Below are 21,050 nucleotides of genomic sequence, written 5' to 3'. Positions count from 1 at the left end.
CTCCGTACAGGAAAGTGACTTCGATATGCGATGTCACAAACGGATTTTCAACCGGCATCAGAGGTAAGATGCGAGCGTCATGCCCTTCATGTCGGCGATGAGGGAATAGGACGCCTGAAGCTGGTTGTTGGTGTCCGTCACCTGCGTGGAAACCTGCGCCAGATCGGCATCCTTGACCTGCCCGAGCTGGGTGGTCAGGGCGGAAGACATCTGGCTCAGCATGGAGGCCTGTGTTGTCAGGCTGTTCTGCTGGACGCCGAGAAGGCCGCTCATGTCTCCCAGGCCGCTCGTTACGGTTTCCATGGAGCTCTGGAGGCCTGAAATCAGGCTGGAATAGTCACTTGCACTGGTGGAAGACGAGCCGAGGGAGGCGACCACCATGAGGTTGCGCATCAGGTCGCGAATGGGCGACGTGGTGGAGGTCGAGGTTGCGCTCTGGGTGGCGACCATGCCCACGGAGACCGTTTCGGACTGACCGACGACGACCTGCATTTTCTGCTGGTAGGCCTGATCGGGGGACGTGGATACCGCTGCGGAAAAGGGCTGCCCGGCGGCGGTATTGCTGGCCAGATCCTCGGTCGTGCTGAGCACGTCGTCCGCACTGGTGGAGCCGAGCTGGCTGACGGCCTGTTCGATCTGGGTGGCGAGATCCGATGTGCCCAGATCGGTGCTTACGGGGGCGGTCGTGTTCTGCTGCCCGGCGAAGACATAGCTGTCGCCCTGTTTCGTATTCAGCAGGTTGCCGAGCGACGTCAGGGCCGACTGGGCGGCGGTGGCGGCCGTCGTAACGGTTGAATAGGTCAGCGTGCTGCCGAGCGTGGACAGCGAACTCGTCAGATCGCTGGCAATGGTGGAAATCTGCGACAGAGCTGTCTGGGTCGTGGTCAGGGTATTCTGGGCGTTCGTGACGTTGTTCGTCCAGGCGGATACCTGCGTGATGGCCGGCTGAAGGGCGAGGGCCTGGGTTCGGGATGCGCCGAGACCGGCATAGCTGCTGGAGAGAACGCCGGTCGAGGCTTCGAGCTGGAGCGAACTCTGGCTTTGCGAAAGGTTCTGGACACCCAGAAGAAGCTGGCTGGAGATTCCTCCGAAGCCGAAACTGGAGATGGTTCCGGTCATGATCAGGTTCCGATTGCGCTCAGCAGGGCGCTGAACATTGTCTGGACGGTTGATACGACTTTGGCATTGGCCGCATAGGCGTTCTGCAGGGTGACGATATTGGCCATTTCCGTGTCCACGGAGACCGTGGATGTTCCGGAAAGGTTGGACGTCAGGCTGGTCTGTGTTGTCTGGGAGAGGGCGAGGCCGCTGCTGGCATCGCTGGCGGTGGCGGCCTGTTTTGCCGTGAGAGATGTCGCAAGGGAGATGATCCCCTGATTTCCCGTATAGCCCGTGGACAGGCTTCCGGTCAGTCCGAGGTTCGTACTCGGCGCTGCCGTCTGGGCGGTGCCGGAGGAATCGGATGTGGTTCCGAAACCGTAGCTCAGGACATTCTGGATGGTCTGCGTGCCGGATGTGCTGCTGTCGAGCAACTGGGACGGATCATCGGAATAGGCGCTGGAGACGGTCATTTCCTGCGAGAAGCCGACGCTTCCGGTCGGCGTGAGGTCCGTCTGCGATGTGCCCGGAACGTCGCCATCTGCGCCGGATGTGAAAAGAGGCATGCCCTGATCGCTCAGACGGGTGGCGACGGTCGAGGACAGTGAATCCAGCTGGGCCTGCATGGTAGGAAGGGTCGTGTCTCGCAGAGTGATGTTTGCGCCCAGCGTTCCACCCGTCAGATCCGTGGTGACGTCGCGACCGTTCAGAGTGATGGCGGGAATACTGTTGCTGGAAGACGTGCCGGGATAGGTTGTGCTGACCGAAATCTGGGCCTCTGACGTGCTGAGAGGCCAGGTGGAGGATACGGTTGCGCCCTGGGTACTGCTGGTGTCGCGCGTCGGCAGCGTCACGCCATCCGCCGTGGAGATGGTCATGTCGCCATTTGCGGATTCGGACCAGGAGACGGAAAGTTCCGAAGAAAGGGACGACAGGGCCGTGTAACGCTGGTTTTCCAGCGCGGCCGTATCCTGACCGGTGCTTTTGAGATTCATGATCTTGGTGGACAGGGCGCCGATCGTGGTGAGATCTGTGTTGATGTCCGAAACCGAGGACACGACAGTATCCTGAGCCGTCTGACGCTGGGTCTGATAGGCTGAGGCCAAGGTGTTGACGGACTGCGCGAAGGTGGAGGCGGCGGACACGACAGTGCTTTGGGCGGCGGCACTGTCCGGAGTGGAGGTCAGGGACGTCAGGGCGGACTGAAGATTGCCCAGTTCATCAGACAGCGTTCCACTACTGCCGGATGTGGCGCTGGTAGAGCCCTGAAGTGCCGTGATGTTGGCCAGGGAATTGCTCGTGGCCGTATAGGCTGCGACATCCGCGTTCTGGGCATAAAGTGCCTTCTGGACCTGCTCGTTCGTGGCCAGCGTCGTGGCAACGGTGCGGACACCGCTACCCGTATTGCCAGCCACGAGGGACTGAACGTTGGCGTTTTCCTTGATATAACCGCTTGTTCCCGCATTGGAGACGTTGTTGGACGCAACGGCCATGGCATTCTGAACGACGTTCAGGCCGGACGTTGCAATCGAGAGTGCGCTGTTCAGTCCCATGGGGCAGGTATCCCTTCAGTCCCGCTTACTGGATCATCGCCAGGGTTGTCTGAAGAAGCTGGTCGGCCGTGGAGACGACCTTGGTGTTCGCGCCATAAGCCTGCTGCGCCACGATCAGCTTGCTGAGGTCCCCAGTCAGATCGGAGGTGGATTCCTCGATGGAGCCCGTGGTGAGGGTGCCCGCGCCATTGGTGTTGACGGTGTTGATTTGCGGGCTACCGGACTGTGACGTGGCAGTATAGGCCTGCCCGTCCTGTGCAGCCAGGCCATTCGGATCAGCAAAGGTCGTCAGCGGGATCTTGGCGACCAGCTGGGAATATCCGTTGTCGAAAGTAGCCATGACCGAACCATCGGATTCCATGGAAATGCCTGAGAAGGTCCCGCTGGTGACGCTGTCAGACGTCATGGTGGCGCCCGTCGGGGTAGAGCCGTCCGTGGCGATGCTGATGCCGCTCGTGCTGCCGACTGTTCCCAGGCTCACGGTCATGTCCTGAGGCGAACCGTCATATTCGAAGGTGGCTGCGGAGCCGGAGGCCTGACTCTGTCCATTGACTGACGAAATGGCGCCCGTCGAGGAATCAAAGGTTACAGTTGCGCTGTTGGTCGGATCACTGGTGTTGCTGACAGTCCAGGTCGTGGCATCGACCTGGTTCCAGGTGAGGCTGACGGTCTGGGCCTTGCCGGAACTGTCATAGGCCGTGGCCGTGGTGGTGCTGGTTCCACCCGTGGAGGTGGCACTGCTGCCGATCTGCCCCGTGACGGTCAGCTTCGTGCTTTCGGTTGGCTGGAACGCGATCGTGGAAGGAACCTGAATGGGAGCGAGAGACGTGCTCAGGGCCCCGGTCGAGGAATTGACGTTGTATCCTTCGAGGTAATAGCCGGACGTGTTGACCAGATAGCCATTCTTGTCCTGCGAAAAGTCACCATTTCGCGTGTAATACTGCTGCGATCCGAGAACAGGGGAGCTGTCGTTGCTCTGGCCCGTCGCCTGCACGACGTTGAAAAAGCCATTACCTGAAATGGCCAGCGCCGTCGTGTTGGTGGAAGTCGTCACCATGCCCTGCGTATCGGTATGCTGCTGGGTGGTGGCTTCCACGCTGTCGCTCAGGGCCGAACCATCAGTGGCAAGATCGTTGTTGGTGACGTAGTCCTCGAAGCTGGTCGTTGTCGCCTTGTAACCGGTGGTCTGGCTGTTGGCGATATTGTTGGACAGGTCGGTGAAGGCGTGGGACTGGGCGTTCAGACCGCTGACGGCGGTATAAACCGCGTTGATGATCGAGGACATGGCATACTCCCGGACATGGAACAGGCTGCGGGTCGTATGCCCGAGCATCACGGCCAAGGATTCCACGACGGATATTAAGGAAGTCCTTACAAGCCCGAAAAGGACGGATTCGCCGTTGCAGGCGCTGGATTCGCGGGCCGTAACGATAGAGCATGGGGGCGAAAAAACGCCGGTGGCCTCTGGTTCTCCGGTTCCGGACGGGGCATGATGGGCGGGCATGCCCCAGCCAGACGACGACCCGAAAAAGCCCAGTATTCCTGACGATTCTCCGGTCAGACCTGCCAGATTCGTTCATGGCAGCATCATGCGTCATGTCGTGACCATGGCCGGGACGGGGGCTATCGGGCTGATGGCGGTCTTTGCCGTCGATCTGCTCAATTACGGCTATATTTCCCATCTGCATGACAAGACGCTGACGGCGGCGATCGCGTTTGCGACGGCGGTCAGCTATGTGCAGGTATCGGTTTCCATTGGCATGACGATCGGGCTCGGGGCCTGTACGGGACGTCTGATCGGGGCGCAGCAGCATGCCGAGGCGCGGCGGATGGCCTCGGCATTTCTGGTGGTCATGGTGGCGATTGCCGCGGTGCTGGGGCTGCTGACGGCAACGTTCGCGATGCCTCTGCTCGGGTTGCTCGGCGCGCATGGCGAGGCGCAGCAGCATGCGGCGACGTTCCTGCATATCGTCTCGCCGGCGTTGCCGCTGGTCTGTATGGGGATGGCGCTGTCATCGCTACTGCGGGCGGTCGGGGATGCCAAGCGCTCGATGCGGGTGACGCTGACCGGTGCCGTCGTTTCAGCGTGTCTGGATCCGGTCATGATTTTCGGACTGCATCTGGGGCTTGAGGGCGCGGCCATCAGCACGGTTCTGGCGCGGCTGGCCATTACGGCGAGCGGATTTCTGAATCTTCGCGGTCACGCCATGCTGGAATGGCCGGAACGGTCGGCGTTCGGGCCGTCCACGCGGCTGATTGGCGGGATTGCTGTGCCGGCGATTGCGACCAATCTGGCAACGCCGACGGGGGCGTTGTTCGTGACGCATGCGATGGCGCGGTTCGGGCTCAATGCCGTTTCGGGGCAGGCGACGATTGACCGGATCGTGCCGGTGGCGTTTTCGCTGGTGTTCGCGCTCACGGGATCAGTGGGGCCGATCATGGCGCAGAACCTGGGTGCGCGGCAGATTCATCGTGTGCAGGAAGCGCTTCTGGCGGCGCTCAAGCTGACGGCGCTGTGTGTGGGTGTGACCTGGCTGATCCTGGCGGCGACGCACAGTTATATCATCCAGCTTTTCGAGCTTCAGGGTGTGGGCGTGGACATCGTGCGGCTGTTCTGCTGCTGGCTGGTGCTGAGCTACATGTTCGTCGGACTGCTGTTCGTGGCCAATACGGCGTTCAACAATCTGGGGCACCCGTTCTATTCCACAGGCTTCAACTGGGGCCGGGCGACGCTGGGGACCATTCCGTTCGTGTGGTTTGGGTCGGCTTACGGGCCGGTCGGGATTCTGGTCGGGCAGTCGCTGGGCGTGGTGCTGTTTGGCAGTCTGGCGGTGGTGACGGCGTTCCGGGTGATCCGGAAGCTGGAGCCGGGGATTATGCAACCGTAAGCGGAGCGTCGGGGTTGCCGCTGCGTCTTTGAGGCCAGTGTTCTGGCCCGGATCCGCAGCGACGGGACCTGCCTTTATTGTGCGGAGAGAGGCGTTTTCTTTGCGGCTTTGTGGTTGCCCTTGGCGATTTTGCGCGCCTTGAGACGTTCGAGACGCTCTTTCATTGCCATTTTCTCGTAGCGGATGCGCTGACGGATCCAGTTCAGCATGCCTGATGCTGTCAGGACCGCGATGCCGACAAAGGTCCAGCCGTCGAGCGGCTGTTTGAAGAGGAAATAGCTCAGCGCAACGCCCCAGGCCATCTGGCTGTATTGCGGCAGGGCGACGCGGTTGGCCGGGGCCCTGGCGGTGGCGAGCATCATGCAGAGCTGTCCGAGCGCGGCCAGGAAGCCGTATCCGAACAGGTAGAACCAGATCTTTGTGCTGGATGGCCATGTGGCGTGGGCGATCATCAGAAGGCCGTTTCCAACCAGGGCGCCCATCAGGCTCGATCCGAAAAGCGACAGCCGGACGGTTTCCTTGCTGGCGATGCGGTAGGCGATCACGCTGCCCGCATTGGCGCAGGCTGCCATGAGGGCGCACAGATGGCCCAGATTAAGAGGGCGCACGCCGGGGCGCAGGACGATCAGGACACCCGCAAAACCCAGGGCGACGGCGAGCCAGGCCCAGAATGTCACTTTCTCCTTGAGCAGCACGACGGACAGGATCGTGACAAACAACGGCATCAGGAAGATGATCGACAGCGCCTCGGGCATCGAGAGCAGCATGAATGCTTTGACGCTGGCAGCCGTGGCCACGAAGACGCAGACGGCCCGCAGGAGCCACATGCCACGAAGCTTCGGACGCACGATGTCGAGATAGGATTCAGTCGGTTTGCGAATGAAGGGAAGGATGAGAAACCCGAACACCCCGCCAAAAAACGCAACCTCGAAGGGGTCGAGACTCCCGTCCAGCAGTTTGGAAAAGGCATCGCTGATGGCGAACGCGGAGTATGCTCCGAAGGCCAGGGCCATTCCGGAGAAGAGGGTTTTGGTGTCCATGAGACTCTGGGATTCTGAAGGATAAAAGAGAAAGCGTGCAGTCCTGAGACAGGGCACCAGTAATTGCGGTGAGGCTTCTTAGAAGAAGTATTATGGAAATTCAAACCCGTTTCCGGAATGGCGAGTATTTTCTTTTATAACTGGTGATATATTTCATTATAACACATAATTATTTATATATAACACTTATAATGTGATTAACCCACACCAGATCCTGCTTTTGATGTGTTCTGGTCCAGTCGGCGAAATCGACTCTGGTGAAGCCGCCCGTTATAGAAGCGGCACTCTTCAATGCTGTTTTCAGGGGAACGGTCTGTGCAGTGCGAATGGCGTAGGTCTTACGACAGGCTGGTTCCGATGCTCATCAAGGAGCATTTCGGGGATCCGGGGGTCATGACCCGGCAGTTTCCCTACATGAAATCGAATTTTCTCTGGAAAGGGGATGATTTCATCCTCACGCCGGAGGCGCTCGCCAATCCGAAGAACAAGTATCATGGGCTTGAGCGGCTGGCGCTGGAGCATCACGAGGCCGGAGAGTGGCGGCTGGCCGGGGAATACTGGCTGATCGCGGCGGGGTGGCGCCGGAACCTGATGGATCCCGAGAACGAGCGGCATGTGGAAGCGCTGCAGTTCGCGCTGCGGCATGTTGAATATGATCGTGCGCTGGCGGAGTGGAAAAAGAAGAAGCTGGGCCGGAATGCGATGCCTTATCCCAGCCAGTTCGGGCTTTCGGACGACTGATTTTCCGGGGCCTATGCAGGGGCGTCCGCCCCTGCGTCATGAAGAACCAGTCTGAAAATTACTGACCGAACACCTGCTGATAGAAGGAGAGCTCTCTTTGCAGGGCGTCCTCTATGGTGTCGCGGGCGCGGAAGCCGTGGGCTTCCTCCGGATAGACATGCAGGGCGGAATGTTCGAGTTTTGTGCGCATGGATTCCGCCTGTGAGAGGGGGACGACCCTGTCTGCGCCGCCGTGCAGGAACAGGACGGGAACGGTAATCCCTTCCGCCTGCGTGATGGGAGAACGTTTCAGATACACGGCCTCGTCTTCGGGGTATGGGCCGATCAGGCCGTCCAGATAGCGGGCTTCGAATTTGTGGGTTTCTTCGGCCAGGGCGCGCAGGTCCGTGACGCCGTAGAGGGAGGTTCCTGCGGCGAAGAGGTCGGACTGGGCCAGGGCGCCGAGGACGGTCAGGCCGCCGGCGCTGCTGCCGCGGATGACGCAGCGGGCAGGATCGGCAAGGCCGCGGTCGAGCACGGCCCGCACGCCGGCGAGGCAGTCTTCGATATCCGCGACGCCCCACTGGCCATCCAGAGCTTCGCGGTAGGCACGGCCGAAGCCGGTTGAGCCGCGATAATTGACGTCGAGCACGGCGAAACCGCGCGAGGTCCACCACTGCACCTTGAAGGCGAAGGACGGATTGGCGCGGCCGGTCGGACCGCCATGGGCCATGACGACAAGTGGTGGTTTTTCGCCGGGCTGGAGGGCGCTGGTGCTGCTGGCGGGGGCGTAGAAAAGCGCGTGGGCTTCGGCGCCGTTGGCGGTCGGGAAGGTCAGGGGGATGGGGGTTGCGATATCGGCTTTTGTCACACCGGGCGGAAGGGTGACGCTGATGCGGAAGCGGTCATACGGTTCGCCGGGGCGGCCGACGGCGATGGCGGCTGGCGCGTCGGTCGGAACGTCGATCCAGGCGAAGCGTCCGTCTTCGAGCGGTTGCGGGACGTTGACGGGAGTGCCGAGGGAGACGTCCGTCCAGTGTCCGTTGTCTTCCAGCAGGACGTGATTGAGACCATGGCGGATGCCGAGGGCCAGCAGGCGGTTTCCGGGCAGCGGGGCCATGGTGCGTTGACCGAAGACCCAGTGGGGCAGGCCGATTTCAGCGTTGGCACCATTGAGGCTGTGCGAGTGCCAGCCGGTTTCATCGTGGGAAAAGCAGATGGGGGTCCAGCGGCCTGAGCCGTCGGAGGTGGCGTAGAGCGTGCCGTCGGGGGACCAGCAGGGTTCGATGATGCTGCACTGTTCCGGGCCTGAAAGGTCTGCCACGGGGCCGAGTGTGCCGGTTGTGCGATCGAAGGGGGCGACGGAGAGGGTTGTGACGGTCCAGGGCATGGCGGGGTCGTTCCAGCTGAACCAGGCCAGGAAGCGTCCGTCGGGTGAGGGGCGGGGGGCGGCGTAGAAATCCGCGCCTTCAGCCAGCACGGTTTCGCGGCCGTCGGGCTGAATATGGACGAGGGATGCGACGGGCACGCCTTCGCCGTGGCTTTCGCGCACGCAGAACACGGCGTCGGTGACAGGATCGAAGGTCAGGTCGGCGTAGCGGTGTTCGGGGTTTTCGGCCGACTGGGCCCATTGCGTGGCGGTGGTGCCGTCGCTGAACCAGAGTCCACCGAGTTTACGGTCGCTGAAGACGACCTGCGGGGCGCCGTTTTTCAGCCGCACGTCCCATGCGCCGCCGCCATATTCGTGCACGCGGGTGCCGACCGAATAGCCGGGGGGGATCAGGTCGCGGACCTGGCCTTCGGGGTCGCGGGCGGTGATGACGGAGCGGCCCTGTTCATCCGGGCGGCTTTCAAGCCAGATGATCCAGTTTCCAGCCGTGCGCAGTTCGGAGAAGGACAGGGTGCGGCCGGCCACGAGTTCGGGCGTGACCCAGGACGGCCAGTTTCCGGAAGTAAATGCGGGAGCGCGGGGGGAAACTGTGGGGGAAGGCGATGTCGTCATTTTTCATCCTGTCTCCGATGCCGTAGTATCGTAACCGGCGGCACTCTCTTCCGCCACAGCTTGAACGGGACCAGGACACTGTTTCACCTCAGTCATTTTCTCGACCACCTGCTGGTGCATTACGGCTACGGCGTCGTTGGCGTCATCGTCATGTTCGAGAGCATGGGCCTTCCCCTTCCGGCGGAAAGCGTCATCATCGCAGCCTCGCTCTATGCGGGCAGTACCCATCATCTGGAAATCCGCTGGATTGCCCTGGCCGCCGTGCTTGGCGCCATCATGGGCGACAATATCGGGTATCTGATCGGCCATCACTTCGGTTACAGCATTCTGAAAAAGCACGGCCACAAGGTCGGCATGACGGAAGAGCGGCTGATGCTGGGGCGGTATCTGTTCCGCAAGCATGGCGGGATCGTCGTGTTCCTCGGGCGCTTCATCGCAGTGCTGCGTGTGTTCGTGGCGCTGCTGGCCGGAGCGAACCGGATGCCCTGGCATTCGTTTCTGTTCTTCAATGCGATGGGCGGCATCTGCTGGGCGGGGGGCTATGCCTTCGTGACCTATGAACTGGGCAAGCAGATCGAGAAGATTTCGGGGCCCGTGGGTGTGGTCATGGCCATTCTGGGGGTGAGCTGTCTGATCGGGGGACTCGTTTTTCTCAAGAAGAACGAGAAGCGCCTGACGGATGAGGCCCTCAAGGAAGCCGAAGCGGACGAAAAACGCGACGAGGCCCGCGCAGAGACAAAACCGAGCTGACCCATACTGGAAGGACAGACCCGATGACACAGACCGCCGCCCCCGCATGGTCCACGGATTCCCTTGAGCGTCTGGACGGGAAGACGGCGCTCATTACCGGATCGACGGGGGGTCTGGGCTTTGAGGTCGCCTGCGGGCTGGCGAAGCAGGGCGCCGCAATCCTGCTGAGCGGGCGCAACCGTGACAAGGGGCAGGCGGCTCTGGCGCGGCTGCATGAGCGGGTGCCGTTCGTCAAAGCTCGCTTCGAGCTGCTGGATCTGGCGTCACTGGCCGGGATCGAGGCGTTTGCATCTGCCATGCGCAGCCGGGGCGAGCCGATCCATCTTCTGGCGAACAACGCCGGGGTCATGGGTCCGGCAACGCGGCTGACGACGAAGGACGGGTTCGAGCTTCAGTTCGGGACCAATCATCTCGGGCATTTTGCGCTGACGGGCCGGCTGCTGCCGCTGCTGGCGGCCGGGAATGCGACGGTCATGACGGTGGCGTCTCTGGCAGCGCTGAAGGGGGAAATTCCGTTCGGCGATCTGAACGCGCGGCATTCTTATAATCCGATGGTGCGTTACCGACAGAGCAAATTGTGCAATCTGCTGTTCGCGCTGGAACTGAACCGACGGGCGCTCAAGGCGCCCTGGCCCATCCATTCGCGGGCCGCGCATCCCGGCTGGGCGGCGAGCGATATCGTGGCCAATAACGGCAGTCTGGATCAGTCCGCCAACAAGGCGGCCCGGTTTATGCGGGGGCTGGCGCGGCGTGTGGCCGGGCCGGTGTTTCACGCCATGGGTCAGACGGTCGAGGAAGGCGCCTGGCCGTTGCTCTATGCGCTGGCCAGTCCGGAAGCGCGTGACGGGGGCTATTACGGGCCGCAGGGCCCGGGAGAGCGCCGTGGCGTGCCGGGGATCGCGGGACTGCCTGCTCTGGCGCATGTACCCGAACTGGCGGAGCGTCTGTGGACCGTCTCCGAACAGATGACGGGCGTAAAATACGGACTGCTCTGAGACGAATAAAAGTTTTTGGGTGTCGCCTTTTTTCAAAAAGGTGACGTTCCTTGGCGCTTCCTGGCTGTGAAGCTTTTTGGAAAAAGCTTCACCAAAAACTTTTATTCAGGGTCTTTATCAGGGGCGGACGATGATCATGATGACGATGATCATCATCAGGATCGTGGGGACCTCGTTGGCGATCCGGTAGAACTTTTCCGAGTGCTGGTTGCGGTCTTCGGCGAAACCGCGACGCCATGCGCCACACGCGCCGTGGAAACCGGCGAGCCCCAGAACGCAGATCAGCTTCGTCCACCACCAGCCGGCGTTCCAGTCGATCAGACCGGGAATGGAAGCCAGTGCGCCACCGGCGAGGAAGGTTACGATCATGGCCGGGGTCATGATCTGGCGCAGGAGCTTGCGCTCCATGACCTTGAACCGCTCGCTCTCGGCCGAACCCGGTACCACCTGGCAGTGATAGACATACAGGCGCGGCAGATAGAACGTCCCGGCCATCCAGGCGATGAACGCCATGATGTGCAGGGACAGGATCCAGCTCTGATAGGTCGCGAGAAAGTCGGTCATGCGTGTTTCTGGCTTTCCAGCGTCCGGCGGAGCAGCGGTACCAGCTCGTCCAGATGCGTGATGCGGACGGAGCCTTTGACGGGCCAGAAGGGGGGCAGGGGCACATCCTCGGGGCGAAGAAGCACACAGGTCATGCCAGCCTTCCAGGCTGCTTCCGCACCGGTATTACTGTCTTCGATGACGACACAGTTTTCTGGCAGTACACCCTCGGCCTTTGCGGCGTACAGATAGACGTCCGGAGCGGGTTTGGGGCAGCCCATGTCATTGGCGGAATGGATGCGGTTTTCGGGGAAATACTGCGACATTCCGGTGCGCTCGAACTTGGCTTCCATCTCCCGGACGGAAGAATTGGAGCCAACGCGAACCGGCATTCCCAAAGCCCGAACGCCTGCCAGCATTTCGAGCGCTCCGCTTACGGGTTCTGCGCTTTTTCGCATCATCTGTACGAGATTTTCGCGCAATCTGAATGCCGTTTCGTCTGGCAGGGAATGCCCGAGTTCCTGCTCGAGTTCTTTCACGATCTGCGGCAGGGCCTTGCCGGCAAAACGCTTATGCGCCTCGTCATCGGAAATGGACAGCCCCTTGGAGCGGGCGAATTCCGCCGTGGCCCGGCAGGACGGGCCTTCGCTGTCCACGAGAACGCCATCGCAGTCGAAAATAACCAGTTTCAGCTGGCCTGCCGGGTCGAGGGCGGTTGTCATACCGCCCGTCATACCGCGCGTACCGCCTCGACGAGGGCTGCCACGTTTTCGGGGGGCGTGTGCTGCATGACACCGTGTCCGAGATTGAAAACATGCGGTTTTCCGCGCATCGCGTCCCGGATGGCCTGAGCTTCGCGGATCATTGTCTCGCCGCCAGAGAACAGGATCATCGGATCCATGTTGCCCTGAAGCGTCAGGCCGGGACGGACTTCGGAGACCAGCTCGGAGATCTGGGCCGGGTCGGCGACGGTGTCGAGGGCGAGCGTGTTGACGCCGGTTTTCTGCGCATATTCGCGGACCATGATGCCGCCAAGGCGCGGGAAACCGATGATCGGGGTTTTGGGATGCCGGGCGCGGATGTACTCGACGATCTGGCGCGTCGGCTCGATCACGTAGCGGCGGAAAGCGGAAGGGGGCAGGATTCCGGCCCAGGAATCGAACAGCATCACGGCTTCCGCACCGGCTTCGATCTGGCCGCAGAGCATCTCGGCGGTACTCGAGGTCAGGGTGTCGATCAGGCGATCGAACAGGGCCGGATTGGTCTGCATCATGCGGCGGGTTTCGGCGAAATCCCGCGATCCACCGCCCTCAACCATGTAGCAGGACACCGTGAACGGACTGCCTGCGAAGCCCAGAAGCGTGGTGACGTCCGGAAGCTCTTTTGTGAGGCGGGACAAGGTCTCCCGCACGGGTGCGACGGCGTCCTGTACGCGCTTCGGGTCTAGTCTGGCGAGGTCGGCTTCGGAGCGGATGGCGCCGAGCACAGGACCACGCCCGTCAATGAATTCAAGGGACTGCCCCATGGCCCAGGGCAGGATCAGGATGTCGGAAAACAGGATGGCGCCGTCCATGCCGTAGCGGCGGATCGGCTGGATCGTCAGCTCGGTGGCCATGTCTGGGGTCATGCACCGGGTCAGGAAGTCGGCCCTGTCCCGCATGGCGCGGAATTCGGGGAGATATCGGCCTGCCTGACGCATGAGCCAGACCGGAGGAGGCCAGACGGCTTCACCACGGAGGGCCCGCAGAAGCGGTTTCGACGAGGGTGAGGAAGGTGCGTTTTCCGAAATCATGCCGCCCACTAATCATAAAAGAAAAAAGAAAGAAATGCTGGAGGTTAAGATGATCCCTGTGGATACCGGGGTACCCGGCTTTCTGAAAATGTACCCCGTCTTACTCACACTGTGTACAACTCCGGAAGCCGCACTTTGCAAGGGAGTCGTTGATTCAATCCCGAATTGCCCACAGAGAGCCTGTGTACAACCCCCAGTTCCGGCTGGTGTACCGTACAATCCACGGTACTCGGTACTCCTTTCGCAAGGGCAGGTACTATCCCCATGTACCCCAGTACTGACGCAATCTCTTCACCGGGTGATCCGCAGTACTCGTCCCTGTTCCAACAGTCGATAGTACGGAGTCGTACTTCATGATGTCTTTCAGTACTTCCCTCATTCTTGCCAGCGGCTCTTCAGCCCGGCGCATGCTGCTCGAAAATGCGGGTCTCGCCGTGCAGGCCAGACCTGTCGATCTCGACGAGGAGGCGCTGCGGCGATCCTGCGAAGAGCAGGGGCATACGCTTTCCCAAACGGCCATCGCGCTGGCGGATGCAAAAGCGAACCTTGCGACGCGGGATGTGGGCTTTGATGAACTGACGGTTGCGGCGGACCAGATCCTCGATCTGGACGGGGTGGCGTTTGCCAAGCCGGGATCTGTGGCCGAGGCGGCGGAGCATCTGCGCCGGCTGCGGGGACGGACGCATGTCCTGCGCACGGCTGTCGTTCTCTATAAGGGAGGCGAGAAGGTCTGGGAGCATCTGGCGTCACCGCGTCTGACGATGCGGGATTTCTCTGACGACTTTCTGAAGGCCTATCTGGAGCGGGAAGGGTCGGCGATCCTGTCCTGTGTGGGGGCGTATCGGCTTGAAGGCCCGGGGATACAGCTTTTTTCGGCTGTCGAGGGCGCGCAGGATGCCGTGATGGGACTGCCGCTGTTGCCGCTGCTGGAGGAACTGCGGGAACTGAAGGTCCTTGCGGCTTAAAAAATCTGTTTTTCAGGCTTGTCAGGGCGAAATCATGACGATATACCGCCCTCATCCGGCCCCGTCCCAAAGGGGCCGCTTGAAACATGTGGGGCCATAGCTCAGTTGGGAGAGCGCCTGAATGGCATTCAGGAGGTCGTCGGTTCGATCCCGATTGGCTCCACCAGTTTCCCTTTTTCCTGAAAATCTGGATTTTCTGTTTCAGCTCCGCCGTAGCAGCTCGCGATCTGTTGACGCGGGCGTTCAGCTCTCATACGGCAGTCGGATGCAGACCGGAACGCGACACGCCCCCTTGCCCACCTTCATGGATGCTGACCAGCGGGCGCTGTGGAGCGACTGGCTCACGCGTACGGTGCTGCCGGCATGGAGCGGCGTCGGGTTTGATCGCGGGCGGCGCCTTTATCATGAGCGACTGACATTTTCCGGAGAACCGCTGGTTCTGCCCGCCTCGCGCCTGATGGTGCAGGCGCGGCAGATCTCGACATTCTGTCGGGCTGCGCTGGACGGGCTGCATGACGCTTCGGCGCAGGCGCTGGCATGTCTGGAAGAAGTCGAGCGGCTTTACCGGCACCGGGACGGGCAGGCGGGATGGATCTTTTCCGTGGCGCCTGACGGGTCGCCGGTCGGGACGCAGCGCGATCTTTATGCGCATGCCTTCATTCTCTTTGCTTATGGCTGGGCTTACCGGTTGAGCGGCAACCCGGATTTCCTCGCGGTGGCGCGGCAGACGGTTGTGGAGCTTCACCAGATCTTCGCGGCGGAGCATGGCGGGTTTCTGGATGAAGTGTCGCTGACGGCACCGGGGGTTACGGGAGCTGTGCGGCATCAGAACCCGCACATGCATCTGCTTGAGGCGTTTCTGGTGCTGTTCGAGGTATCGGGAGACAGCTTTTATCTGGATGAGGCGACGGCTCTGGTGCGTCTGGCGCTGGAGCGGCTGATCCAGCCGGGGTCCGGAGTGTTGCCCGAGGAGTTCGGGCCGGACTGGCGGCCTGTGGCGGCTGCGGGGGAAAACCGGGCGGAGCCGGGGCATCTGTTCGAATGGTCCTGGCTGCTGGGGGATTATCTGCGTCTGAATCCTGGGGCGCAGGACGCCGGGGCGATCCGGCAGGCTGCGGATGGGCTGTTCGCGTTCGGGATGCGTCATGGAGTGATGTCGGGGGTGCAGGGGCCCGCAGTGCGGGATGCCATTGCGGATGATGGACGCTCCCTGGAAAACGCGACGCGGATCTGGCCGCAGACCGAGCTGTGCCGCCTGCTGGTCTGCCGAAACGAGAGGCCGGAGATCCTGCGGGGCCTGACGGAGCATTTCTTCGGGACATTCATCCCCGACAGCACGCATGCTCTGTGGATCGACCGGTTTGATGCATCCGGAAAGGCGAGCGTTTCGGACGTGCCAGCCAGTTCACTTTATCATATCTATGGCGCGGCGCGGGAGTTCTGCTGAAGCGGCAAGGGTGGACCTGCTGTCCAGCTATGTTAGCGTGACCCCGGGTCGGTATGATTCTGGCAGCGACGGTTTCCGACTTCTGGCAGGTGCTGCCCTGAACGTTCTCTGAAGGAGAAATACGGTGCGTTACTCAAACGGTATTTTCGCGGTTCTTGCGGCAGCTGGCCTTGTCGTGTCTTCGGCTCATGCCCAGTCCATCCCGGGCGTTGGCAGCGCGGGCAATGCCATGAGCGGCATGTCGGGCATGAGTGGCATGACGGGTGGCACCGGCATGATGAGCAGCATGCTTCCGAACATTTCTTCCGCCAGCACGGGCAATGTCGCCGGTGTTCTGAGTTACTGTGTGCAGAACAACTATCTGAGCGGCAGCGGCGCGACCTCGGCCCTGAGCAGCCTGACCGGCAAGCAGGGTGTGACGTCGTCCAGCGATTATACGGCCGGTCAGCAGGGGCAGCTTCTGACGGGGGGCAGCAACGCGTTCTCGCTGTCGAGCCTGAAGGGGCAGATGAAGCAGAAAATGTGCAACATGGTTCTCAGCCGCGCGAAGAATCTTCTTTGATCTGAAAGGGATGTTCCGGTCTGTCGTGGTTCTGACGGGGCAGGCTGGAATATTTCCGGGAAAAGGACATCTGGATCAGTGAAGTATCTCGTGACGGGTGGCGCCGGGTTTGTCGGCAGTCATCTGGCGCAGGCTCTGGTGGATGCCGGGCATGACGTTGTCGTTCTGGACAATCTGAGCACGGGTCATCGTGCTGCCGTGCCGCAGGGTGCGGAATTCCTGCATGTTGATCTGGCGGATGTGGAAGCGACGGACCGCGCGGTGTCGTCAGGGCGGTGGGATGCGGTGCTGCATTTTGCGGCTCTCTCGATCGTTGGCGAGAGCATGCGGCAGCCTTTCCTGTATCTGAGACATAATTACATCACGTCCCTGAACCTGATCGAGGCCTGCACGCGGCATGGCGTGACGCGTTTTGTCTTTCCATCGACAGCGGCGCTGTTTGGTGGCGAAGAGCAGATGCCGCTTATTTCGGCCGAAGCTCCGATTGATCCGGGATCGCCTTATGGCGAGAGCAAGTATCTGATCGAGCGGGCCCTTGTGTGGGCGGACCGGATCTGCGGCATGAAGAGTGCGTGTCTGCGGTATTTCAACGCGGCGGGTGCGGATGCGCAGGGACGTCTGGGGGAGGATCACCGGCCGGAGACGCATCTGATTCCGCTGACGATTGATGCTGCTCTTGGGCGTCGTCCCGGGCTGAAGCTGTTCGGAAACGATTATCCGACGCGTGATGGCACCTGTGTGCGCGATTATATCCATGTGGCCGATCTTGCCGATGCGCATATCCGGGTCATGAGCCAGCTCGATCAGCGGTCTGTAACCTATAATCTGGGCAATGGGCTGGGTTTTACCAATCTGGAAGTTGTCCAGAGTGTCGAGCGTGTCAGTGGCCGGAAGGTGCCCTGGGAATGGGCGCCACGACGTGGGGGCGATCCGGCCGTTCTGGTGGCGGATTCTACCGAGATCCGTCGGGAAACGGGGTGGGACCCGCGTTTCAGCCGTCTCGATGATATCGTCGAGACGGCCCTGCGCTGGCGTGTGGACCATCCGGACGGGTATGGCGTCGCTTAAAGCGGTTTGACCAGATCGGCCGTGACTCCGTTTGTGGCAGTCAGGGCGTCCTGGGGAGAAAGTTCGATCAGGAAACCCTGGCTGCCGCCATTGATGACGACGGGCGGGCCGTCCATGCCGCACTGTTCGAAGGCTGTGGGGACGGTGCTGCGCTGGCCGAAGGGACTGACGCCGCCGATGCGGTAGCCGGTGCGCTGTTCGGCATCGGGGCGGGAGAGCATCTTGGCTTTGCGGCCGCCGAAAGCCTGCGCCACGCGGGCGAAATCCAGTTCGCGGTCCGCGGGCAGCACGACGCAGGCGGGGCGGCCGTCGATCTGCACCATCAGGGTCTTGAGGACGTGATCCGGCGACAGGCCGAGTGCTGCGGCAGCGGCCACACCGAGTTTTCCGGCCGAGGGATCGTAATCATAGACATGGCGTTCATAGGAAATGCCGAGAGCGTCCAGTGTCAGGGTCGCGGATGTGTCCTGCACGCTTGTCCTCCTGTCCTGTGCGGTCATCTTGAAGGGTTCAGGATGGCAGGCGCGGGCGTCCGATGCTAGGGTCAGGACCATGATTCAACAGCGTTTCGTCCGCAACCATGGCTGCTAGTCTGCTGGCCTGCATGCTGGCTTCGGCTCTGCATTACCGGCTGCCGCCGCGCATTCTGCCTGCGATCCAGCGGGTCGAGGGCGGGGTGATGGGGTATGTCAGCACCAATACGGACGGGTCGGTCGATATCGGGCTCATGCAGATCAATTCGCGCTGGATTTTGCCCATCGCGTCCATGATCCATCAGCCTGTGCCGCAGGTTGCGGCGCGACTGGCGCTTGATCCGTGTTTCAACATCGCGGCGGCGGCCATGATCCTGCGCAGGGCGCTGGATGACGAGCATGGCAATCTGATGAAGGCCATCGGGGATTATCATTCCCGGATGCTGCCGCTCAATCTGGATTATCAGCGTAAGGTGGTGGCCGCGGCGGCGGCGCTCTATCTGCGTCAGGGGTGAGGGGCTCTGGTGAGGTGGTCAGGCGGGATGTGTTACTTTATAACGCTACACCCATGACGCTTTCCCGAGGAAAATGATGCGCTGTTTCCCGGCTTTTCTGCTGGCTGGCCTGATACTGGGCAGCCTTGGGAGCGGTTTGGCCGCTGCTCAGGCCGAGCCTTCCCGAATTCCGGTATCCGTGGTGTGTGCGGAGGCGGCATGGTGCGATGTGGCGGCGCAGATCGGCGGGGCGGATGTGCAGACCCATGCCCTGCTCGCGACACCGGGCATTGATCCGCATGACCTGACGCCGTCGCCTTCCATGGCGCGGGCCATGGCGGGGGCGACGATCGCGGTGGTGAACGGCGCGACCTATGATGACTGGGCGCTGCCGTTTGCGGCGTCCGTGCCCGGAAAGATCGTGGTGGCGGGGATTGCCGGATGGCAGCCCGGCGATAATCCGCATCTTTTTCTTGATCCTGAAGCGGTAGGAAAAGTCGCGCATGTTTTTGCGGACATGCTGGCGCATCAGCAGGGGATTTCGGCATCGGATGTGGACGCGCGGCTGGGGGCGTTCCTGAAGGAACTCGACGGTGTGAAAGCCCGTCTGGCCGCGATGAAGGCGCGTCATGAGTCCGTGCCTGTGGCGGCCGTCGAGCCGGTTGGGGAGACGCTGCTCCGGGATGCGGGGCTGGATGTCGTGGATGAGAGTTTTGCGCTGGCGATCATGAACCATGCGGAGCCGTCGCCCCGGGATGTGGCGCAGGTTGATACGCTGGTTGACGGGCGCAAGGTGCGGATGCTGATTACCAATCCGGCCATTCATTCCCCGCAGATCGACCGGCTGGTGGATCGGGCGCAGGCGGTGGGGCTGCCGGTCGTGGCGATTGGCGAGACGCTGCCGCCGGGTCAGTCCTGGCAGGGCTGGGTTCATGGCATTCTTCAGACGGTGGATCAGGCGATGGGTGATGGTGGACGCTAAAAGAGTCTGCTGTCAGCCGGAACGGGGTCTGGTCCTGCGGGATGTGACGCTCACGGCGGGATCGACCTGCGTGTTGCGGGATGCGTCCCTGACGGTGCCGCTTTCGGGGATGACGCTTCTGTCCGGGCGCAACGGGGCCGGGAAGTCCACGCTGCTGCGGGCGATGCTGGGGCTGATTCCGCTTCAGGGCGGTGAGATCCTCACCCATGGTCTGCCACCGGCGCAGGCGCGGCAGCATATCGGTTACATGCCGCAGAGTGTGACGGATGCGGCGCTGCTGCTTCCGGCAGTCAGTCATGTGCGGGCGGCGGTGGACGGGTTGCGCTGGGGGCTGCCGCTGCGTCTGCGGCCACGGCGGGAGGAAGCGGACCGGCTTCTGGCGCTGACGGGGGCTTCGGCGTTTGCACATCGTCCGCTCGGGCTGTTGTCCGGAGGGGAGCGGCAGCGGGTGGGTCTGGCGCAGGCTCTGGCGGGAAAGCCGGATCTGCTGCTGCTGGATGAGCCTCTGGCGGCGCTCGATCAGGCGGGGCAGGAGCAGACAGTGCGTCTGCTGACGGATCTGACGGAGCGTCTGGGGATCGGGATTGTCCTGACATCGCATGAGACGGAGGCGCTGGCCGGGGCCGTGACGCGGGTTGTGCAGCTTGCGGACGGAGGGCTGCATGTTCGAGTTTGATTTCATGCGCCATGCCTTTGTGGGCGCGGCGGTCGTGTCTGTTCTGGCGGGGACGGTGGGCTGGTTCCTGATGCTGCGGCGTCAGGCGTTTGCGGCTCATGCGCTGTCCCATATCGGGTTCAGCGGGGCGGCCGGGGCGGTCTGGCTCGGGTTTCCGCCGCTGTCGGGGATGGTGGTGTTCAGTCTGATGGCGGGGTTTGTCATTGGAGCCGAACGGGAAGGGGAGCGCGGCGTTCCGGCCCAGCGGGACAGCACGATCGGGCTTGTTCTGGCAGCCAGTCTCGGACTTGGAGCCTGGTTCCTGCACATGAGCAACCGGGGTTCCAGCCTGGCGACCACGCTGTTGTTCGGGGATGTTCTGGGGATCGATCTGCGGACGCTGGAGGCGCTGTGCGGTGTGGCCGTACTGTGTCTGGGACTGCTGGCGTTTCTGGGGCGGCGGCTGCTGTTTGCCAGTCTGGCGCCGGAAGTGGCGCGGGCGCGGGGTGTGCCGGCGCGGCTGGTCTCGGTGGTGTTCATGGCCGTGGCGGCGCTGGCCTGTGCGGCCTGTGCGGAAGTGGCCGGGGCGCTTCTGGCGTTCAGTCTGATGATCGGGCCGGCTGCGACGGCGCTGAAGCTCGGGCTGGGGCCGCTGGCCGGGATTGCGCTCTCGGTCGGGCTGGCGCTGGGGCTGTCATGGGGCGGGCTGATGCTGTCCTGGGTGACGGACGCGCCCGTGCCGTTCTGGATCGGGCTTGGAGCCGCCCTGTCCTACGCGCTGGCCGATCTGTGGCAGCGATTCAGAAGTCTGTAAGGCCGGACAGCCTGAAATGGATCAGCATGATGAATGCGACCAGCATCACATGCATGATGATCAGCGCTTTCGTGCCGATAACCGGAACATCATTGGTTGTGTCGGGTGTCTGCATGGGGCGTATCCTGACGGTCTTCGGGTGTCATAGTCAATCCTGATCGTGTTTTCGGACCAATTTGTGGCGGTTTTCTGCCGGGCCTGAAAAACCA

The 21,050-nt window shown here is 62.0% G+C and carries 22 protein-coding genes and 1 tRNA gene; 13 read left to right on the top strand and 10 right to left on the bottom strand.

The annotated features are described in order from the left end of the window. Positions 1-57: 57 nt before the first annotated feature. Genes HKD27_RS03095 through flgE form a run of 3 tightly spaced genes read right to left on the bottom strand, consistent with a single transcriptional unit; the run spans position 58 to position 3,984 of the window. Positions 58-1,119, bottom strand: coding sequence for a flagellin (locus tag HKD27_RS03095; protein ID WP_194688505.1), 1,062 nt, complete (start codon positions 1,117-1,119; stop codon positions 58-60). A gap of 2 nt (positions 1,120-1,121) precedes the next feature. Beyond that, positions 1,122-2,651: a flagellar hook-associated protein FlgK gene (flgK, locus tag HKD27_RS03090; protein ID WP_194688506.1), complete on the bottom strand. Its 1,530-nt coding sequence runs from the start codon at positions 2,649-2,651 to the stop codon at positions 1,122-1,124. 25 nt (positions 2,652-2,676) lie between these two features. Then, a complete protein-coding gene (gene flgE / locus HKD27_RS03085) occupies positions 2,677-3,984 on the bottom strand; it encodes a flagellar hook protein FlgE (protein WP_228120477.1) in 1,308 nt (435 codons plus the stop codon). Positions 3,985-4,153: 169 nt separating this feature from the next. Here flgE and HKD27_RS03080 point away from each other — a divergent pair, with 169 nt between their 5' ends. Then, positions 4,154-5,539: an MATE family efflux transporter gene (locus tag HKD27_RS03080; RefSeq protein ID WP_228518295.1), complete on the top strand. Its 1,386-nt coding sequence runs from the start codon at positions 4,154-4,156 to the stop codon at positions 5,537-5,539. Between the two features lie 74 nt (positions 5,540-5,613). Here the strand turns inward: HKD27_RS03080 and HKD27_RS03075 are convergent, their stop codons facing one another. Continuing rightward, the gene (locus HKD27_RS03075) at positions 5,614-6,579 is read right to left on the bottom strand and encodes a DMT family transporter (RefSeq protein ID WP_228120456.1); all 966 of its coding nucleotides are present in this window, start codon (positions 6,577-6,579) and stop codon (positions 5,614-5,616) included. A gap of 393 nt (positions 6,580-6,972) precedes the next feature. Between HKD27_RS03075 and HKD27_RS03070 the strand changes: the two genes are divergently transcribed. Next, complete coding sequence (locus tag HKD27_RS03070; protein WP_228518296.1) at positions 6,973-7,320, top strand: hypothetical protein; 348 nt, start codon at positions 6,973-6,975, stop codon at positions 7,318-7,320. Positions 7,321-7,378: 58 nt separating this feature from the next. On the opposite strand, the gene HKD27_RS03065 is transcribed toward HKD27_RS03070, so the two are convergent. After that, positions 7,379-9,301, bottom strand: coding sequence for a prolyl oligopeptidase family serine peptidase (locus HKD27_RS03065; protein ID WP_194688508.1), 1,923 nt, complete (start codon positions 9,299-9,301; stop codon positions 7,379-7,381). A gap of 150 nt (positions 9,302-9,451) precedes the next feature. Between HKD27_RS03065 and HKD27_RS03060 the strand changes: the two genes are divergently transcribed. Further along, entirely contained in the window at positions 9,452-10,051 is a 600-nt protein-coding gene (locus HKD27_RS03060; protein WP_194688613.1) for a DedA family protein, read from the top strand. 23 nt (positions 10,052-10,074) lie between these two features. Then, a complete protein-coding gene (locus HKD27_RS03055; RefSeq protein WP_041111522.1) occupies positions 10,075-11,046 on the top strand; it encodes an SDR family oxidoreductase in 972 nt (323 codons plus the stop codon). A 117-nt stretch (positions 11,047-11,163) separates the two neighbouring features. Here the strand turns inward: HKD27_RS03055 and hemJ are convergent, their stop codons facing one another. Genes hemJ through hemE form a run of 3 tightly spaced genes read right to left on the bottom strand, consistent with a single transcriptional unit; the run spans position 11,164 to position 13,381 of the window. After that, positions 11,164-11,610, bottom strand: coding sequence for a protoporphyrinogen oxidase HemJ (gene hemJ / locus HKD27_RS03050; protein ID WP_194688509.1), 447 nt, complete (start codon positions 11,608-11,610; stop codon positions 11,164-11,166). Next, the gene (locus HKD27_RS03045) at positions 11,607-12,311 is read right to left on the bottom strand and encodes an HAD family phosphatase (RefSeq protein ID WP_194688510.1); all 705 of its coding nucleotides are present in this window, start codon (positions 12,309-12,311) and stop codon (positions 11,607-11,609) included. Before HKD27_RS03045 ends, hemJ begins: the two co-directional genes overlap by 4 nt. Before the next feature lie 8 nt (positions 12,312-12,319). After that, positions 12,320-13,381: a uroporphyrinogen decarboxylase gene (gene hemE / locus HKD27_RS03040; RefSeq protein ID WP_011252600.1), complete on the bottom strand. Its 1,062-nt coding sequence runs from the start codon at positions 13,379-13,381 to the stop codon at positions 12,320-12,322. Between the two features lie 353 nt (positions 13,382-13,734). On the opposite strand from hemE, the gene HKD27_RS03035 reads away from it, so the two are divergent. From HKD27_RS03035 to galE, 5 genes are all read left to right on the top strand, one after another. Next, on the top strand, positions 13,735-14,346 hold the full coding sequence (locus HKD27_RS03035; RefSeq protein ID WP_194688511.1) for a nucleoside triphosphate pyrophosphatase: 612 nt from the start codon (positions 13,735-13,737) through the stop codon (positions 14,344-14,346). 90 nt (positions 14,347-14,436) lie between these two features. Continuing rightward, positions 14,437-14,512: transfer RNA gene (locus HKD27_RS03030), tRNA-Ala, on the top strand. A 126-nt stretch (positions 14,513-14,638) separates the two neighbouring features. Next, entirely contained in the window at positions 14,639-15,793 is a 1,155-nt protein-coding gene (locus HKD27_RS03025) for an AGE family epimerase/isomerase (protein ID WP_228518297.1), read from the top strand. A gap of 124 nt (positions 15,794-15,917) precedes the next feature. After that, positions 15,918-16,355, top strand: coding sequence for a YjjA family protein (locus tag HKD27_RS16735; protein ID WP_231100531.1), 438 nt, complete (start codon positions 15,918-15,920; stop codon positions 16,353-16,355). A 78-nt stretch (positions 16,356-16,433) separates the two neighbouring features. Then, a complete protein-coding gene (gene galE, locus HKD27_RS03015; protein ID WP_194688512.1) occupies positions 16,434-17,423 on the top strand; it encodes a UDP-glucose 4-epimerase GalE in 990 nt (329 codons plus the stop codon). Here the strand turns inward: galE and HKD27_RS03010 are convergent. Next, on the bottom strand, positions 17,420-17,923 hold the full coding sequence (locus tag HKD27_RS03010; protein ID WP_197436596.1) for an aminoacyl-tRNA deacylase: 504 nt from the start codon (positions 17,921-17,923) through the stop codon (positions 17,420-17,422). The genes galE and HKD27_RS03010 overlap by 4 nt on opposite strands. 80 nt (positions 17,924-18,003) lie before the next feature. Between HKD27_RS03010 and HKD27_RS03005 the strand changes: the two genes are divergently transcribed. The 4 genes from HKD27_RS03005 (at position 18,004) to HKD27_RS02990 (ending at position 20,841) form a co-directional block, all read left to right on the top strand. Beyond that, positions 18,004-18,411: a lytic transglycosylase domain-containing protein gene (locus HKD27_RS03005; RefSeq protein WP_194688514.1), complete on the top strand. Its 408-nt coding sequence runs from the start codon at positions 18,004-18,006 to the stop codon at positions 18,409-18,411. A 73-nt stretch (positions 18,412-18,484) separates the two neighbouring features. Further along, on the top strand, positions 18,485-19,372 hold the full coding sequence (locus HKD27_RS03000; protein ID WP_228518298.1) for a metal ABC transporter solute-binding protein, Zn/Mn family: 888 nt from the start codon (positions 18,485-18,487) through the stop codon (positions 19,370-19,372). Beyond that, positions 19,359-20,048: an ATP-binding cassette domain-containing protein gene (locus HKD27_RS16695; protein WP_194688515.1), complete on the top strand. Its 690-nt coding sequence runs from the start codon at positions 19,359-19,361 to the stop codon at positions 20,046-20,048. The genes HKD27_RS03000 and HKD27_RS16695 overlap by 14 nt, the downstream gene beginning before the upstream one ends. Continuing rightward, complete coding sequence (locus tag HKD27_RS02990; protein WP_194688516.1) at positions 20,035-20,841, top strand: metal ABC transporter permease; 807 nt, start codon at positions 20,035-20,037, stop codon at positions 20,839-20,841. Before HKD27_RS16695 ends, HKD27_RS02990 begins: the two co-directional genes overlap by 14 nt. On the opposite strand, the gene HKD27_RS16630 is transcribed toward HKD27_RS02990, so the two are convergent. Beyond that, positions 20,828-20,956, bottom strand: a complete 129-nt coding sequence (locus tag HKD27_RS16630) for a hypothetical protein (RefSeq protein ID WP_255520127.1) — start codon at positions 20,954-20,956, stop codon at positions 20,828-20,830. The genes HKD27_RS02990 and HKD27_RS16630 overlap by 14 nt on opposite strands. Between the last annotated feature and the right edge of the window lie 94 nt (positions 20,957-21,050).

Origin of the sequence: Gluconobacter sp. R75690 (assembly GCF_015244525.1) — a bacterium.
In the GTDB taxonomy this organism is placed as follows: domain Bacteria; phylum Pseudomonadota; class Alphaproteobacteria; order Acetobacterales; family Acetobacteraceae; genus Gluconobacter; species Gluconobacter potus.
Note: the sequence above shows the minus strand (reverse complement) of the source record. Positions and strands in the feature narration are given on the sequence as shown.